13 protein-coding genes are annotated in these 16,987 nt (G+C 44.5%); 4 read left to right on the forward strand and 9 right to left on the reverse strand.

The genetic code is table 11. The annotated features are described in order from the left end of the window. Positions 1–11: 11 nt before the first annotated feature. Genes msbA through kdsB form a run of 4 tightly spaced genes read left to right on the forward strand, consistent with a single transcriptional unit; the run spans position 12 to position 3,691 of the window. Positions 12–1,760: a lipid A ABC transporter ATP-binding protein/permease MsbA gene (gene msbA, locus J4N44_RS04985; protein WP_029790264.1), complete on the forward strand. Its 1,749-nt coding sequence runs from the start codon at positions 12–14 to the stop codon at positions 1,758–1,760. A 5-nt stretch (positions 1,761–1,765) separates the two neighbouring features. Continuing rightward, positions 1,766–2,773 (forward strand): tetraacyldisaccharide 4'-kinase, encoded by a 1,008-nt coding sequence (gene lpxK / locus J4N44_RS04990; protein ID WP_047513176.1) that lies wholly within the window; start codon positions 1,766–1,768, stop codon positions 2,771–2,773. Next, positions 2,754–2,933: a Trm112 family protein gene (locus J4N44_RS04995; protein ID WP_005378451.1), complete on the forward strand. Its 180-nt coding sequence runs from the start codon at positions 2,754–2,756 to the stop codon at positions 2,931–2,933. Before lpxK ends, J4N44_RS04995 begins: the two co-directional genes overlap by 20 nt. Beyond that, positions 2,933–3,691: a 3-deoxy-manno-octulosonate cytidylyltransferase gene (gene kdsB / locus J4N44_RS05000; protein ID WP_005446698.1), complete on the forward strand. Its 759-nt coding sequence runs from the start codon at positions 2,933–2,935 to the stop codon at positions 3,689–3,691. Before J4N44_RS04995 ends, kdsB begins: the two co-directional genes overlap by 1 nt. A gap of 82 nt (positions 3,692–3,773) precedes the next feature. Here kdsB and J4N44_RS05005 read toward each other — a convergent pair whose 3' ends face one another. The 9 genes from J4N44_RS05005 to J4N44_RS05045 all read right to left on the reverse strand — a co-directional run bounded on the left by J4N44_RS05005 (position 3,774) and on the right by J4N44_RS05045 (position 16,735). Then, a complete protein-coding gene (locus J4N44_RS05005) occupies positions 3,774–5,333 on the reverse strand; it encodes a SpoVR family protein (RefSeq protein WP_053049158.1) in 1,560 nt (519 codons plus the stop codon). 11 nt (positions 5,334–5,344) lie between these two features. Then, positions 5,345–6,616, reverse strand: a complete 1,272-nt coding sequence (locus J4N44_RS05010; protein ID WP_005446701.1) for a YeaH/YhbH family protein — start codon at positions 6,614–6,616, stop codon at positions 5,345–5,347. A 45-nt stretch (positions 6,617–6,661) separates the two neighbouring features. Further along, positions 6,662–8,596, reverse strand: coding sequence for a PrkA family serine protein kinase (locus tag J4N44_RS05015; RefSeq protein ID WP_005431706.1), 1,935 nt, complete (start codon positions 8,594–8,596; stop codon positions 6,662–6,664). Between the two features lie 489 nt (positions 8,597–9,085). Then, positions 9,086–9,586 (reverse strand): YfbU family protein, encoded by a 501-nt coding sequence (locus J4N44_RS05020; RefSeq protein WP_005431701.1) that lies wholly within the window; start codon positions 9,584–9,586, stop codon positions 9,086–9,088. 158 nt (positions 9,587–9,744) lie between these two features. Beyond that, a complete protein-coding gene (locus J4N44_RS05025) occupies positions 9,745–10,410 on the reverse strand; it encodes an energy-coupling factor ABC transporter permease (RefSeq protein WP_053049160.1) in 666 nt (221 codons plus the stop codon). A gap of 179 nt (positions 10,411–10,589) precedes the next feature. Beyond that, positions 10,590–11,330 carry a pyruvate formate lyase 1-activating protein gene (gene pflA, locus J4N44_RS05030; RefSeq protein WP_053049161.1) on the reverse strand — a complete coding sequence of 247 codons (741 nt, stop codon included), beginning with the start codon at positions 11,328–11,330 and terminating at the stop codon, positions 10,590–10,592. 144 nt (positions 11,331–11,474) lie between these two features. Beyond that, complete coding sequence (locus tag J4N44_RS05035) at positions 11,475–12,452, reverse strand: lipid A deacylase LpxR family protein (protein ID WP_009698308.1); 978 nt, start codon at positions 12,450–12,452, stop codon at positions 11,475–11,477. A 152-nt stretch (positions 12,453–12,604) separates the two neighbouring features. Next, entirely contained in the window at positions 12,605–14,881 is a 2,277-nt protein-coding gene (pflB, locus tag J4N44_RS05040) for a formate C-acetyltransferase (RefSeq protein ID WP_005446705.1), read from the reverse strand. Between the two features lie 306 nt (positions 14,882–15,187). Then, positions 15,188–16,735: a DUF3360 family protein gene (locus J4N44_RS05045; protein WP_005446706.1), complete on the reverse strand. Its 1,548-nt coding sequence runs from the start codon at positions 16,733–16,735 to the stop codon at positions 15,188–15,190. Positions 16,736–16,987: the final 252 nt, after the last annotated feature.

Here is a 16,987-nt window from a genome sequence, read left to right on the forward strand (position 1 = left end):
AAAGCACTTCTATGTCAACAAATACTGATGAAACGACTTGGCAGACGTTTAAGCGTCTTTGGCAATTTATCCGTCTTTATAAATCTGGTCTGATCGTTGCTGTTATAGCATTGGTTGTTAATGCTATCTCTGATACTTATATGATCTCTCTATTGAAGCCGTTGCTCGACGAGGGGTTTGGTAACGCAGAGTCAGATTTTTTACGAACACTCCCGCTTATTGTCTTTGCCATGATGTTTATTCGTGGCGTAAGTGGATTTGTTTCCACTTATTGTTTGAGCTGGGTATCCGGTAACGTGGTAATGCAAATTCGCCGCATGGTGTTTAACCACTTTATGCATATGCCAGTTTCTTACTTTGATAAAGAAAAAACAGGTAGCTTGCTATCACGAATTACTTACGATTCGGAACAGGTTTCTGCAGCTACTAGCTCCGCGCTAGTGAGCATTGTGCGTGAAGGAGCGAGCATTATCGGTTTGCTGGTTCTGATGTTCTATAACAGCTGGCAACTGTCTTTGGTTTTGTTTGCTGTAGCTCCTGTTGTTGCTTTTGGTATTAGTATTGTTTCTAAACGATTCAGAAAGATCTCAAGAAACATGCAGACGATGATGGGTAATGTGACTGCTTCTGCAGAGCAAATGCTGAAAGGTCACAAAGTCGTTCTGAGCTATGGTGGTCAAGATATCGAAGGTAAACGCTTTGAGAAAGTGAGCAACCAAATGCGCCAACAAAGCATGAAATTGGTGAGTGCTCAAGCGGCGGCTAACCCTATCATTCAGATGATCGCGTCTGTTGCAATTGTTGTGGTGCTTTATCTGGCAAGTATTGACTCAATTAAAGACCAGTTAACGCCGGGTACATTTACTGTCGTATTTTCTGCGATGTTTGGTTTGATGCGTCCATTAAAAGCATTGACTAGCGTAACATCGCAGTTTCAACGCGGTATGGCGGCGAGCCAAACTTTATTTGCACTTGTTGATCTTGGAACAGAGAAAAACGAAGGTAGATTCATCGTTGAGCGCGCACAAGGTGATGTTGCGGTTAAGAATGTGAGCTTTACCTATGAAGGTACAGAAAAGCCTGCACTAGAAAATGTCAGTTTTGATATTCCACGAGGCAAAACAGTTGCCTTAGTGGGACGTTCAGGCTCAGGTAAGAGTACTATCGCGAGTCTGTTTAATCGTTTCTACGATGTAAACAGTGGTTGTATTACGCTTGATGGTCACGATATTCGCGACTATGAACTGAAAAACTTACGTGAGCAGTTTGCTCTAGTGTCGCAAAACGTGCATCTGTTTAACGATACGATTGCGAACAATATTGCTTACGCAACAGAAGATAAGTATTCACGTGAAGACATTGAACGCGCAGCCAGCCTAGCTCACGCGATGGAGTTCATCAGTAAGATGGATGGTGGACTCGACGCGATGATAGGTGAGAACGGTGCAAGCCTTTCTGGTGGGCAGCGTCAACGTGTAGCAATTGCTCGAGCTTTATTACGTGATGCGCCAGTTCTTATTCTTGATGAGGCAACATCTGCTCTAGATACCGAATCTGAACGTGCAATCCAATCTGCTCTGGATGAGCTACAGAAAGACAAAACCGTATTGGTGATTGCCCACCGCCTATCTACGATTGAGAATGCAGATGAAATTTTGGTTGTGGACGAAGGTACAATTGTTGAGCGCGGTAGCCATGCCGATTTAATCGCGAAAGATGGCGCTTATGCCCAACTTCACCGAATCCAATTTGGTGCTTAAGCGCTGTGATTGAAAAAATCTGGTTCGAAAACCATCCTCTCAAGTACTTACTGTGGCCGCTGCTGTGGCCACTTAGTCTGCTATTCGGTGCAATTAGTAAGTCTAAGCGACAACAATACCAATCTGGAAAAAAACAAGCGTATAAAGCGCCTGTACCTGTTGTCGTTGTTGGTAACATTACTGCTGGTGGGAACGGCAAAACCCCAGTTGTGGTGTGGCTGGTAGAGCAATTGCAGCAGCTTGGTTTTAAGCCTGGAGTGGTGTCTAGAGGCTATGGCGCGAAAGCACCGCAATATCCGTTATTGCTTGATGATAGTACGCCTGCTAAACATTGTGGTGATGAACCTAAGCTTATCTATCGCAGAACTGGCGCACCAGTGGCAGTGGATCCAGTCCGTGTTAATGCAGTGAAAGCATTACTAGAAGTGGGCGTTGATATCATTGTTACGGATGATGGGCTTCAACATTACGCGCTTGAGAGAGATATCGAGTTTGTTATTGTTGATGGTAATCGTCGCTTTGGTAATGAAAGCCTTATACCGCTTGGTCCGCTTCGCGAAGGGGTAGAGCGTCTTTCTAACGTCGATTTTATTATCACTAACGGTGGTCAAGCTCAGCAAAACGAAATGCCAATGTCTTTAGCGCCATCGAAAGCCGTTAATTTAAAGACAAAACAGCAAGTCGAGGTGAGCGAACTGCAAGACCTCGTTGCATTTGCTGGGATCGGACATCCGCCACGATTTTTTAATACACTTAATGCGATGAACGCTGACGTTAAAGTAACGAAGGGTTTTGCCGACCATCAAGACTTTGACCAGCAAGAATTGCACGCATTGGCTCAACAAGGGGCGAATGTGATTATGACAGAAAAAGATGCCGTCAAATGTGACAGCTATGCGCAAGATAATTGGTGGTATCTGCCTGTTTCTGCTCAGTTTGAATCAAACGATGCAGAGCGAATTTTAAATCGAATAAAAGAGGTTAAAGCGACTTATGGATCACCGTCTGCTTGAGATTGTAGCTTGCCCTGTGTGCAAAGGTAAGCTGACGTACGATAAAGATAATCAAGAGTTGATCTGCAAATTGGATCGCCTTGCTTACCCAATAAAAGAGGGTATTCCTGTTCTGCTTGAGCCAGAAGCTCGAACCATGAGCATGGACGAGGGACGCTAATGTCTTTTACGGTTGTCATTCCTGCACGCTATGCGTCAAGCCGCTTACCAGGTAAGCCATTGGCAGATATTGGTGGTAAACCTATGATCCAATGGGTTTACGAGCAAGCGTTACAAGCGGGTGCAGAAGATGTGATTATTGCAACTGACGATGAGCGAGTGTCAGTGGCAGCAGAGCAGTTTGGTGGCAAGGTTTGTATGACCTCGCCAAACCACGAATCTGGCACTGAGCGACTAGCCGAAGTAGTAGAGAAAATGGCGATTCCTGCAGACCACATTGTGGTGAATGTTCAGGGTGATGAACCATTGATTCCGCCGTCTATCATTCGCCAAGTGGCTGATAACTTAGCAGGTTGCGATGCGCCCATGGCAACGCTTGCGGTGGAGATCGAATCGGAAGAGGAAGTCTTCAACCCGAATGCAGTAAAAGTGGTCGCGGATGAGCGTGGCTATGCCATGTATTTTAGCCGAGCAACGATTCCATGGGATCGTGACAACTTTGCTAAACAAGACAAAACGATCGCGAACCCATTGATGCGTCACATCGGCATCTACGCTTACCGTGCTGGTTTTATCAATACCTATGTGAATTGGCAGCCAAGTGCACTTGAACAAATCGAGTGCCTAGAGCAGCTTCGCGTACTTTGGTACGGCGAAAAGATTCATGTGGAAGTTGCAAAAGAAGCGCCAGCAGCTGGTGTGGATACGCCAGAAGATTTAGAAGCAGTACGTGCGATTGTCGCTAAGCAAGCACAATAAGCTTGGTATTGATTTCAAAATTAGAAAAGGCTCCTCGTTGAGGAGCCTTTTTGTATCTACGATAGATTGGAAGCTGTATCGGTTAGATATTGGTGTCGTACTGATTGCGTTTCGGACATGTTGAGAGGATCTCTCTGTGTCCGGTGTCTTTGACTTCTTCCAAAATCACGTCGAAGCCCCACAAGCGATATACATGCTTAAGTACTTCTTCATAACTGTTATCCAAAGGAATACGGTTATGGGGGACATATTGCAGCGTTAATGAGCGGTCACCGCGGACATCTACGTTAAAAACCTGAATATTTGGCTCTAAATTCGCCAAGTTATATTGCGCAGCTAGCGTTTCACGAATGCGTCGATAACCGATCTCATCGTGAATGGCGGCAACTTCGATGAAGTTTTTACGATCATCGTCATTGATGGCAAACAACTTGAAATCACGCATGAGCTTCGGTGATAAGTATTGGCTAATAAAGCTTTCATCTTTGAAGTTATGCATGGCAAAGTGAACCGCGTCTAACCAGTCTGTTCCTGCTAGTTCAGGGAACCACTCTTTGTCCTCGTCTGTTGGTTCTTCACAGATACGTTTGATATCGCGGAACATCGCAAAACCAAGCGCATAAGGGTTGATACCACTAAAGTAAGGGCTGTTATATGGTGGCTGTGCAACCACACTAGTGTGGCTGTGTAGAAATTCGAGAATGAACTTCTCAGACACCAAACCCTCATCATAAAGGTGATTAAGAATGGTGTAGTGCCAGAATGTTGCCCAGCCTTCGTTCATGACCTGAGTTTGTTTTTGAGGATAGAAGTATTGGCTTACCTTACGCACGATACGCACAATCTCACGTTGCCATGGTTCAAGCAGAGGAGCATGTTTTTCAAAGAAGTAGAGCAGGTTCTCTTGTGGCTCGCTAGGGAAACGAACTTTAATGTCTTCTTCTTTGGTTTTCGATTGTGGAACGGTGCGCCATAACTCGTTCACTTGCGATTGCAGGTAAGCTTCACGCTCTTCCTGACGCGCTTTCTCCTCGTTAATTGAAATCTTTTCAGGACGTTTATAACGGTCAACGCCGAAGTTCATAAGTGCATGGCAAGAGTCTAGAAGTTGCTCGACTTCGTGCACACCATAACGCTCTTCACATTCCCCAATGTAGTTCTTCGCAAACAATAGATAATCGATGATAGAGCTGGCATCGGTCCAAGTTTGGAACAGGTAATTGCCTTTAAAGAATGAGTTGTGCCCATAGCATGCGTGAGCAATAACCAGTGCCTGCATAGTGATGGTGTTCTCTTCCATCAGGTAAGCGATGCATGGGTTTGAGTTAATGACAATCTCGTAAGCTAGACCCATTTGACCGTGCTTATAGTTCTGCTCTGTTTGGATGAACTTTTTACCAAACGACCAGTGGTTGTAGTTGATAGGCATACCGATGCTTGAGTATGCGTCCATCATTTGCTCTGAGGTGATGACTTCGATTTGGTTAGGGTAGGTGTCGAGGCGATAAAGCTCCGCGACACGCTTGATTTCCTTGTGGTAACGCTCCAGCAGTTCAAAGGTCCAGTCTGGACCATCTGGCAGCATATTATCTCTGCGTTTCTTCGAGGTTTCCCCCGAAAGGTTTGTCGTTGCGGTATTCATCGCTAGCCTCCTTACGCATTTTCTTTTTGGAATAGTTCACGGAAGACTGGGAAGATATCCTCCACAGAGCGGATGTTTTTCATGGCGAAGTTTGGAAAGGCTTCGGAAAGCTTTTCATACTCATGCCACAGCGTTTGATGGGAACGTCTAGTGATCTCGATGTATGAATAGTACTGACAATTTGGCAGTAACTTATTTACGAGTAGGTCACGACAACGGGGTGAGTCGTCTGCCCAGTTATCGCCATCGGATGCCTGAGCCGCGTAGATGTTCCATTGACCCACAGGGTAGCGGTCTTGAACGATCTCATTCATCAGCTTGAGCGCGCTCGATACGATAGTGCCCCCCGTTTCTTGCGAATAGAAAAACTCGTGCTCGTCGACTTCTTTCGCTTGGGTGTGGTGGCGAATGAAGACCACTTCAACATTCTCATACGTGCGAGTTAAGAAAAGATACAAAAGCACATAGAAGCGTTTTGCAATGTCTTTGGTGGCTTGATCCATAGAACCGGATACGTCCATTAGACAGAACATGACCGCTTGGCTCGATGGCACAGGGCGCTTCTCATAGTTCTTGAAACGTAAGTCGAAGGTATCAATGAAGGGTACGCTTTCGATTTTCTTACGTAACTCTTCGATTTCCTTCTTCAAGCGATTTTCTTCGAGCTGTTGTGCAGGCTCAATGTTCTTGATGCGAGTTAGTTCATCCTCTAGCTCGTTAAGAAGACGTTTTTTACCTGCTGTCATTGCGGTGCGTCGCGCCAGAGATTGTTGTAACGAGCGAACGACGGCAATGTTGGATGGAATACCCGCGGTTTGATAACCCGCGCGATGGGTCTTCCACTCTGTGATTTTGGCAATTTGGTTTTTCTCGAGATTTGGTAGCTCTAAATCTTCAAATAAGATGTCGAGATATTCGTCTTTTGAGATTTGGAAAACGAACTCGTCTTGACCTTCGCCGTCGGGGCTAGCATTGCCTTCACCAGCACCGCCGCCTTGACCTCCACCTTTCGGACGTTCAATTTTATCACCCGTGATAAATTGGTCGTTACCAGGGTGCACACGGTCACGTACGCCCCCTTTACCCTGATGAAACATAGGTTCGTTAATGTCTTTGTGCGGTATTGCGACGTCTTCGCCCGTTTCCGTGTTCGTGATCGAGCGTCGATTCACTGCGTCAGCTACCGACTCTTTAATCTGCTCTTTATGGCGCTTCAAGAAGCGCTGTCGATTAACAGCGCTCTTGTTCTTGCCATTGAGCCTTCGGTCTATAAATTGCGCCATGAAATAGCCCTCTTCATGTTTCACAAGCGACCTAACTCAAACTGGTTAGGATGACTTACGTACTCGTAGGTACCACTCAGAAAGTAGGCGAACCTGTTTCTCGGTGTAGCCTTTTTCCATCATGCGAGCGACAAAGTCGTCATGTTTCTTCTGATCTTCAGAAGACGTTTTCGCATTGAATGAGATAACCGGAAGCAGCTCTTCGGTATTGGAGAACATTTTTTTCTCGATTACCGTGCGCAGTTTTTCGTAGCTGGTCCAAACTGGGTTTTGACCATTGTTATTGGCTTTCGCACGAAGCACAAAGTTTACGATTTCGTTTCGGAAATCTTTCGGGTTAGAGATGCCCGCTGTTTTCTCGATCTTCTCTAATTCAGCATTTAGAGAAGCACGGTCGAACAGTTGACCTGTTTCTGGATCGCGATATTCTTGGTCTTGGATCCAGAAGTCTGCATAGGTGACGTAACGGTCGAAGATATTCTGACCGTACTCAGAGTAAGACTCTAGGTATGCAGTTTGAACTTCTTTACCAATGAACTCGACATAACGAGGCACTAGATAGCCTTTCAAGAATTCAAGGTACTTCTCTGCCATTTCTGAAGGGAACTGCTCACGTTCTACTTGCTGTTCAATAACATAGAACAGGTGAACAGGGTTGGCCGCTACTTCCGTTTGGTCGAAGTTGAACACGCGAGATAAGATTTTGAAGGCGAAACGAGTTGATAGACCGTTCATACCTTCGTCAACGCCTGCGTAGTCACGGTACTCTTGGTAGCTCTTCGCTTTCGGATCGGTGTCTTTCAGTGTTTCACCATCGTACACTCGCATCTTAGAGAAGATGGACGAGTTCTCAGGTTCTTTAAGTCGCGAAAGAATACTAAATTGTGCCAGAGTTTCGAGCGTACTTGGTGAGCAAGGTGCTTTAGAAAGCTCACTGTTTTCAAGCAGTTTCTGGTAGATCTTCACTTCTTCCGACACACGTAAGCAGTAAGGTACTTTCACTATGTACACACGGTCTAAGAACGCCTCATTGTTCTTATTGTTGCGGAAGGTTTGCCACTCAGATTCGTTCGAGTGAGCCAGAATCATACCGTCGAATGGAATCGCAGACAGTCCCTCGGTACCATTAAAGTTGCCTTCTTGAGTTGCGGTTAATAGAGGGTGTAGCACCTTGATTGGTGCTTTGAACATCTCTACGAATTCCATCAAACCTTGGTTCGCTTTACACAGCGCGCCAGAATAACTGTAGGCATCTGGGTCGTCTTGTGAGTAATGCTCTAACTGACGAATATCGACTTTACCAACGAGGGACGAAATGTCTTGGTTGTTTTCATCGCCTGGCTCGGTTTTAGCAATAGCCACTTGGTCGAGGATGGAAGGGCGTACTTTCAGCACTTTGAACTTGGTGATATCACCACCAAATTCATGCAGACGTTTTGCTGCCCACGGTGACATGATAGATCGTAGGTAACGATGTTCGATGCCGTATTCTTTCTTCAAGATCTCGCCATCTTCTGTCGGATTGAACAGACAGAAAGGGTGATCGTTAACTGGGCTTCGTTCTCCGTTCGCACTAAGCACATAAACGGGCATTTTTTCCATTAGGGCTTTTAGCTTTTCGGCAAGTGATGACTTACCACCACCAACAGGACCGAGTAAGTACAGAATTTGTTTACGCTCTTCCAAGCCTTGTGCGGCATGTTTGAGATAAGAAACAATCTGCTCAATCGCATCTTCCATGCCATAGAAGTCTTTGAAGGTTTCATAACGTGAGATGACTCGGTTCGAGAATATACGGCTCAGTCTTGGATCTTGAGCAGTATCAATGACTTCTGGCTCTCCGATAGCCATCAGTAGGCGTTCTGCAGCATTAGCGTAAGCGCTTTTGTCGTCTTTACACAGGGCTAAGAAATCCTGTAACGACATCTCTTCATCTTTTGCAGCTTCATATCTTGATTGATAGTGGTCGAAAATACTCATGTCGCTTTCCCCTTTAACTAGTCAGTCTACCGACGAACGTTGACGCAGGCTTATCCACCTTTGATATGCCCTTCGTTGTATGAAGTTATACGTCCTGTTATCACGTTTGGTTTGTACTGGAAGTAAGCTAGACAACACCAAAGACTTTGCTTTATGGACACTTTTTCACTGCAACGGAGAACGATGGATAGGTACCTTTCAATCACTCCCTTTCTCATTTTAAGCCTAGTCGGGGATTTCCAATTTTGCTTAACAATTATGAATTTATTGCAAAAGTGACATTTGAATCACTGTTTGGAGATTGAAAAATTTATGTTGTGAATAGGAGTGATAGAAATCAGATATTTGGCTTTGAATCACTGATATTAGTGATTCGTATACAAGTCTAGAGAATGAAAGATAAAACTGTGCTGATAGAATGAGCTTGACTTGTGACAGGGGAAAAGAAAAAAGGAGAGCCTTTGCCCTCCTTTTCAAATACTTGCTGAATTATGCACTAAAGATTTGTGCTAGCTCGTTTGCACATAGGTGGTATTGACGAGGACAGTTGCGCCAGGTTTTTAGCATGCGGCGGTATTTGTCTAACATTGGCATTTGGCTATTGAAGTGGTGATCAGCTTTATCAAATTGAGGGTAAAGACCTTCTGAATCCACTAGGAAGCGCACATAGTGTACTTGTTGTGCTTCTGTCGCAATATCAAAGCCAAGGAACTGAAGGCGACGCTGGTCGACTTTACCGCGCTCTTCGTCATCCAGCATTTTGTTTGATTCTTGCATTGCGTGGTACATCTCCATGATGTCGATGATTTCACGACACTCGGTTTCTGTAATGCAGCCAAAATCTTTGTTCAACTCGCGCATTTGTAGCTCGTAACCACGCTCTACAATAGTCTGTAGACGCTTGTATTTTGCCGCGTTGTTAGGATCAAGTTGAGACATTAGGTTGTACTGGTTTGATAGGATCAAACGTTGAGCGTTTGACATTTCCATGGTGACCTCACTAAATAATCTAATACATTTTTAATGTGCTTAGGTTAACGTTTCGGATGAAGGTGAAACATGATCTCAACACATATTTAATATGAAAAATGGCAAGAATTATCGAATTTAACCAGTTTACAAATGCAGTATGAATGGGGCGTTACAACTTATTTGTGATAATGGTTGTATATGTAGTCACGGTCCGAAAAAACTCTCAGCCACTCAGGCTTAAAAACGGTCAGTACCGCTAAAGCCATTCCATTAAGAAGACCTTCAGGGAAAGCGAGTAACGGCACAAACACAAAGTAATTGTGCTGGATGGTTTGCCAGTCATAATGACCCACAGATAGGTGGTAAAAAGAATTGATCAGCAAGTGGAGGCTGCCGGTAAGTGCACCATTGAAGAATCCTGCCACAAAAATGAAAACGAAGATGTTACGTGGTAAGTACTGGTAGCTCAGAAGAAAGATGCTGTAACTGATAAGTATTGGAATCAGTGCAGAGAGCACCAGCGCACTTGGCAACATCAACAACGATATGTCATGAATCAAGTGGTTGACGACCATCGCAGGGAGGCAAAATAGAAAAGCCATGCGCCAACCATACATCATAGTTAGCGTGGTTAAAGCAAGGAAATGAATTTGTAACCCTTCTTTTACCCCTGCTTGGGCAGACCACAAAACGCTAATCAAGAAAAGTGTCGCGAAGACTAAATGTTGGAATGGCTTTTCTTGTTCCATTTTTGGCCAAACGACTCTTCGCCAATCGGGGAGACAATAAACGACGACGACCCAGAAAATAATGATGATCGAAACAAAATTAAACCAATCCATGTGTTATCCCAACGCTTTTCCTGTGAGCTTTACTTACGGTTTTGTATTCCTAATACGTCTAATATGAGTTGGATAGGGCACAAGACCTGCTGGTCCGTTAGACACATATACCTACGTATAGGTAAAAAAATACCAGCAAGTTGCTGGTATTTTTAATCTATTCAATAACCTAATGCTACTTAGTATTTCACATTTGAGTGGTATTGGGAAAGAATTGACTGGATTTCGTCCATAGTTTCTTTAGATGGAGGATTTACACCATCAAGAGGATATTCAACACCAAGCGCCTCCCATTTGTGTGCGCCGAGTTTGTGGTATGGCAGAAGCTCTACTTTTTCAATGTTATCCATATCTTTAATGAATTCACCAAGCATATGAGCGGCTTCTGGTTCGTCCGTGTAGCCAGGAACAACCACATAACGAATCCAAGTCTTTTGACCAATTTTATGTAGATAACGAGCAAAGTCTAAAACACGACGGTTAGACACACCAATGAAGTCTTGGTGAATCTCATCTTTCATGTGTTTTAGGTCAAGCATGACTAGGTCAGTCGCATCCAACACTTCATCGATCACGTCGGTGTGTTTACGGATGTAGCCGTTAGTATCCAAACAAGTGTGAATGCCTTCTGCTTGAGCTGCGCGGAAGAAGTCACGAACGAACTCAGGCTGAAGCATCGCTTCACCGCCGGAACAAGTAATGCCACCACCTGATGCTTTCATGAAGTGACGGTAAGTTTTTGCTTCAGCAATAATCTCTTCAACCGTAACTTCCTTGCCATCATGCGTGTCCCATGTATCGCGGTTATGGCAATACTTACAACGCATTAGGCAACCCTGCAAGAAGACGATAAAACGGATACCAGGTCCGTCTACGGTACCACATGACTCAAACGAGTGAATACGACCAGTTGTTGACATCTTTTGCTCTCATTTTTAATAAATTCTGACCGTTATTTTATTACAAATTGCAGGGTTAAAACAGTCTAAGTGGGCTTTCGTTGGCGAGATATTGAGCAAAGACAACGGCGAATGAAAACTCACACGCCGTATGGGGAGATTTCTTTAGAAGAAGGCGAACAAAGACAAAGAGCCTGTACCGTAAACGTCAGTTTGGGCTTCCTCATAGTCTGGCGTTTTCACTGTAAATGTTAAGCTTGCGCCATAGTTTTGGTTGTACCAAGCCGCACCTGCAACGGCACTCGCTTGCCAGTTCTGTAGTGTGACATCATATTGGTCTGATGGCTCTGGTAGACCTGAACGGTCGCCTTCAATAGTGATATCGTTAAAGCGGTAACGACCTTCAAAGCCCGTGAATAAGAACCAACTTGATGTGCTCTTAGCTAACATGCTGGCATGGAATGGACTTTCAACGCTGATGTTTGCGGCACCTATGCTGTTGGCTAAGTTAGTACCCCAACGAAACATGACACCTTGTGAAACGTCACTTCGGAAATTACCTGCGTTAATATCGTTAACGTTGGTAATTTCCCACTGTGTCGTTTTGCCTTCGCTACGCATCAATTTGTTGAACGCTCGGTAGCCGACGCTAAATGCCAACTCGTCATCAATTTGGTAATCCCAACCTTGTGGATCGGTTGAACCAGTAATGCTATGAACCAGCTCTTGCGCCTTTTCAGACAGTGAGCTCTCACCTGTTGCGCCGATAGTGAAATTGTAGCGAACAGCTTTATCAGCGGTGAGTGAGATATAGTTGATTTCAGTATGTAAGTAGCCCGCGTAAGGACGATCGTTGACAAGTGGGTAGTCGGCTTCGATGTCACTTGGCGTGTACATTTTATGCCCAAGCACTAATTCAATCTTATCGACGTTGCTTTGGCTAGAATCATTTAATGTAAACCATTTCCATTCTGCGTCTTCACGCAATTGTTCAGTCGCGTAAGAGAGAAAAATACCATTGGTATAATCTTGGTCAACGCCAAAAATGCCATCGTTATCGAGAGTGAAAGATACTGTGGATTTGGTGGATGCGATTGCTGCCGGTGATAGCAGCGCAAGGATGAATAATTTACTGAGTTTCATAGTGTATGTTTGCAAGCTTTTTACGCATCATACGGAAGATCCCAGACAAAATCTTTTGTAATGTCACAACTTTAGTTCAAGAAACAAAAAAAGGTCGATACTTTTCAGCATCGACCTTTGTTCTATCACTTAAAGTGCTAATTCAATCAGTCTTATAGAGACTCAGTGAATGTACGTGCGATTACGTCAGCTTGTTGCTCTGCAGTTAGAGAGTTGAAGCGTACAGCGTAACCAGATACACGGATTGTTAGCTGAGGGTATTTCTCTGGGTGCTTAACAGCGTCTTCTAGAGTTTCGCGGTTAAGAACGTTCACGTTTAGGTGTTGACCACCTTCGATACCAGATTCATGGTGGAAGTAACCATCCATTAGACCAGCAAGGTTAGCACGTTGTGAACCTTCATCTTTACCTAGAGCGTTAGGTACGATAGAGAACGTGTAAGAGATACCATCTTTAGCGTGAGCAAACGGTAGTTTACCTACAGACGTTAGAGACGCTACAGCACCTTTTTCGTCACGACCGTGCATTGGGTTAGCACCTGGTGCGAAAGGAGCACCTGCGCGACGACCGTCAGGCGTGTTACCAGTCTTCTTACCGTATACCACGTTTGAAGTGATAGTTAGGATAGACTGAGTAGGGATTGCGTCACGGTAAGTCTTAAGCTGACGAATCTTGTTCATGAACACTTCAACAAGTTCACAAGCGATGTCATCTACGCGAGCATCGTTGTTACCGAATTTAGGGTAGTCGCCTTCGATTTCGAAGTCGATTGCTACGCCATCTTCGTCACGAACTGGTTTAACTTTCGCGAATTTGATTGCAGATAGTGAGTCAGCTGCAACAGATAGACCTGCGATACCACAAGCCATAGTACGGCGAACGTCACGGTCATGTAGAGCCATTAGCGCAGCTTCGTAGCTGTACTTGTCGTGCATGAAGTGGATGCTGTTTAGTGCAGTCACGTACTGCTTAGCTAGCCAATCCATGAAGTGGTCTAGTTTGCCCCATACATCGTCGAAGTCTAGAACTTCGTCAGTGATCTTAGGCATCTCTGGACCAACTTGGATCTTCAGTTTCTCATCCACACCGCCGTTGATAACGTATAGAAGAGTCTTAGCTAGGTTAGCGCGAGCGCCGAAGAATTGCATGTGCTTACCAATGATCATTGGAGATACACAACATGCGATTGCGTAATCATCAGACTCGAAGTCTGGACGCATTAGATCGTCGTTCTCGTACTGGATTGATGAAGTATCGATAGATACTTTTGCACAGAACTTCTTGAAGCCTTCAGGTAGTTGCTCAGACCAAAGAACAGTGATGTTTGGCTCTGGAGAAGGACCCATTGTGTATAGAGAGTTTAGGAAACGGAAGTTTGAACGTGTAACTAGCGTACGACCGTCAAGACCCATACCACCCATAGACTCTGTTGCCCAGATTGGGTCGCCAGAGAATAGATCATCGTACTCAGGAGTACGTAGGAAACGAACCATACGTAGTTTCATTACGAAGTGGTCGATCATTTCTTGTGCGTCAACTTCAGTGATCTTACCTTCAGCGATATCACGTTCGATGTAGATATCTAGGAAAGTAGAAGTACGACCTAGAGACATTGCTGCGCCGTTTTGAGATTTAACAGCTGCTAGGTAACCGAAGTAAGTCCACTGGATAGCTTCTTGTGCAGTTTCAGCTGGACGAGAGATGTCACAGCCGTATTTAGCAGCCATAACTTTCATTTGACCAAGTGCACGGTGCTGCTCAGCGATCTCTTCGCGAAGCTGCATAGTCATCTGTAGATCTTCACCGTTCTCAAAACGCTCTTGTAGAGATTTGAATTGAGCTAGCTTGTCTTGCATTAGACGGTCGATACCGTATAGAGCAACACGACGGTAGTCACCGATAATACGACCACGACCGTAGGCATCTGGAAGACCAGTTAGAACGCCTGATTTACGACATGCTAGGATATCTGGAGTGTAGATATCGAATACGCCAGCGTTGTGCGTTTTACGGTATTCTGTGAAGATTTTCTTAACTTGTGGGTCAAGCTCGCGATCGTAAGCTTTGCAAGAACCTTCAACCATACGGATACCACCGTTAGGGATGATTGCACGCTTAAGAGGAGCTTCAGTTTGTAGACCTACGATAGTTTCTAGGTCTTTTTCGATGTAGCCTGCATCGTGAGCAGTGATGGTAGAGATAACTGAAGTATCGAAATCAACAGGAGCGTGAGTCGCGTTCTCTTGTTTGATACCTTCCATTACCTTAGCCCAAAGCTTGTTAGTCGCTTCAGTACCTTCAGAAACTAGGAAAGATTCGTCGCCTTCGTACGGAGTGTAGTTCTTCTGAATGAAATCACGAACGTTTACTTCGTTTTGCCAGTCGCCTGCAGCAAAACCTTCCCAAGCTTTAGCAAATTGCTCTGCCATGACATACCTACCTTTGTAGTAGAAAAAAATACGTACTGGTTCGCCGTTGAGCCAGCTATCTCCACTGTTAAACGGAGAACAGTACACTCTTAATGAATAACAATATTTATAGTCTTAAATAAGAAAGAGTGGGTCATAAAACTATAAATATTGTCACTGCTAACAATGTGGGTTCTTCCCAACCACAATTCAAGGCTACACTAAAAAAAATTTGCAAACCTTAAACTAAATCAATAAATCCTAAAAAATCTCGATAAAAATTGGGTAGCGACGAGCGCTACCCACACAATTTTTGAACGAATGGCATTATAGCCAAGCTTTAATGCCATATTGTCCTTCTAGCATACCTACTGCAAGCATAGCGACTAAACAGATAACAAGTACACCTACAGGGATCACAATCTTATCGACAAAGGATAGACGAGAAGCGCGCTCCTTATCACCAATCAGACCATTGTTGTCTAGCAGCATAGTCAGTGCCCAAGCAAGAACTGGGTTAACGACTGCAGAACCAAAGATACAGATACCTGCTGCTTGAGAATCTTTCGAGTCTTTCACCATCTGCATACCTGCTTCAAGTAGAGGTAGAGATACACCTACAAGAAGAGCAACACGCATTACTGGTGGCCATACTGCGATATCCATTGGGAAACCAAGGATTGCAATGATCATTACCAGAAGACCAAGAAGGATTGCACCGCCAGGGATAGGGCGTTTTGCGATCGCTGCTGGGATCATGTAAGTACCCCAAGATGAAGTGATGTTACCACCACCTACTGCTGTACCTACCATCTGACGGATAGAACACATTGTCATTGTGTCATCTACGTCCATCAATACTTTTTCTGTCTTTTTAGGGTAGTTCAATTCTTGGAAGATACGGTGACCTAGGAAGTCAGGAGACCACATTGCCACGGCAAGGATTGCAAATGGTAGAGATGCGATGAAGTGTTCCATGTTAGGAAGACCTAGCATCCAACCTTCTTCAGTACTGCCCCACCAGTAAACAGGGTTTAGGTTAGGAAGACCTGTTTCAGTGACGAATTTAATATCGAAACCTGCACCTAGTACTAAAGCGATTGCAAGACCAGTGAAAGCACACACCGGAATAGCAAGCCAACGCTTGTTCACTTTTGCAAGGAATGCGTATAGTGCGATAGTGACTGCCAGTACGATCAGACCAACATAGCCCATGCTACCAGCTTCAACAGTAGAAGATTGCAGACCAACTGCCCATTCTTGAATCGAAGTAATCTGGCTCATGGTACCAGTCAAACCCAAGAAGATAAGCAAGCCACCGGCTGTACCTTCCGAGGTGAGGTTCACCAGTTTGGAGCCGCCTTTTAGAAAACTCAGTAGAAGACCGAACACACCGATTAGAATTGCCAATGCAAGAGGGTGAGCACCAGCAAGAGCGATGGTACCAATAAGAGGGATCATTGGACCGTGGTTACCTGCAAGGTTGGCTTTAGGGTTAATAAAACCAGAAGCAAGTACACAGAAAAGAAGTGCAGGGATAAGCATTTCTACACGTGCAACTTCGATAGCAAAATCTTTGCCCAAGTTGACGTGGTCCCATGCTGCAGTAAGACCTTCAGCCCAAGACATCATTACCGCAGAGTACATTGCGATAATGCCGATAGTACCAGCAAGTGCTGGAACAAGGTCTTCAAGCTCAAAGCGGAAGTCACGACCTGGCAAGTTCAAGCCAAATCGACGTGGCTTCATAATTTGTAGTTCGTGGTCTAGGTAGTCTGAACGGCTTGCGAACTCAGATGATGGACGATGAAGCTCGCGGTAGCTTTTAGTCTCAATATCCGAATCAGAGTGCGCTTTATTAACTGCGTCTGACATAGATTCCTCATATATTTAAAAGTTATGAATTCTAAATTGAATTGTGTTTTTCCGCTTCCTGCGGCACGTCCTATGCTAGCTATTATTAGATTTTGTCACACGAATATTTCGTGCCTAAGCATAGCTAATAACTTGTTGTGTTGAGGCACAAAAAATTCCTCATCATTGGGGCGGAGTCTAACAAGATAGCCCTTTGGGGTGATTGATTTAGATCACTTTAAGAATAGATGTGAAAGAAAACTACAGAAAGTG

This window comes from Vibrio sp. SCSIO 43155 (assembly GCF_023716605.1).
Taxonomy (GTDB): domain Bacteria; phylum Pseudomonadota; class Gammaproteobacteria; order Enterobacterales; family Vibrionaceae; genus Vibrio; species Vibrio harveyi.

Bases quoted from the DNA above. Each gene is read 5' to 3' on its own strand.
- J4N44_RS05035 (WP_009698308.1), bottom strand. From the start codon at position 12,452: ATGAAACTCAGTAAATTATTCATCCTTGCGCTGCTATCACCGGCAGCA.
- J4N44_RS04995 (WP_005378451.1), top strand. From the start codon at position 2,754: ATGGATCACCGTCTGCTTGAGATTGTAGCTTGCCCTGTGTGCAAAGGT.
- J4N44_RS05045 (WP_005446706.1), bottom strand. From the start codon at position 16,735: ATGTCAGACGCAGTTAATAAAGCGCACTCTGATTCGGATATTGAGACT.
- pflB (WP_005446705.1), bottom strand. From the start codon at position 14,881: ATGGCAGAGCAATTTGCTAAAGCTTGGGAAGGTTTTGCTGCAGGCGAC.
- J4N44_RS05025 (WP_053049160.1), bottom strand. From the start codon at position 10,410: ATGGATTGGTTTAATTTTGTTTCGATCATCATTATTTTCTGGGTCGTC.
- kdsB (WP_005446698.1), top strand. From the start codon at position 2,933: ATGTCTTTTACGGTTGTCATTCCTGCACGCTATGCGTCAAGCCGCTTA.
- J4N44_RS05020 (WP_005431701.1), bottom strand. From the start codon at position 9,586: ATGGAAATGTCAAACGCTCAACGTTTGATCCTATCAAACCAGTACAAC.
- J4N44_RS05015 (WP_005431706.1), bottom strand. From the start codon at position 8,596: ATGAGTATTTTCGACCACTATCAATCAAGATATGAAGCTGCAAAAGAT.
- J4N44_RS05005 (WP_053049158.1), bottom strand. From the start codon at position 5,333: ATGAATACCGCAACGACAAACCTTTCGGGGGAAACCTCGAAGAAACGC.
- J4N44_RS05010 (WP_005446701.1), bottom strand. From the start codon at position 6,616: ATGGCGCAATTTATAGACCGAAGGCTCAATGGCAAGAACAAGAGCGCT.
- pflA (WP_053049161.1), bottom strand. From the start codon at position 11,330: ATGTCAACAACTGGTCGTATTCACTCGTTTGAGTCATGTGGTACCGTA.
- msbA (WP_029790264.1), top strand. From the start codon at position 12: ATGTCAACAAATACTGATGAAACGACTTGGCAGACGTTTAAGCGTCTT.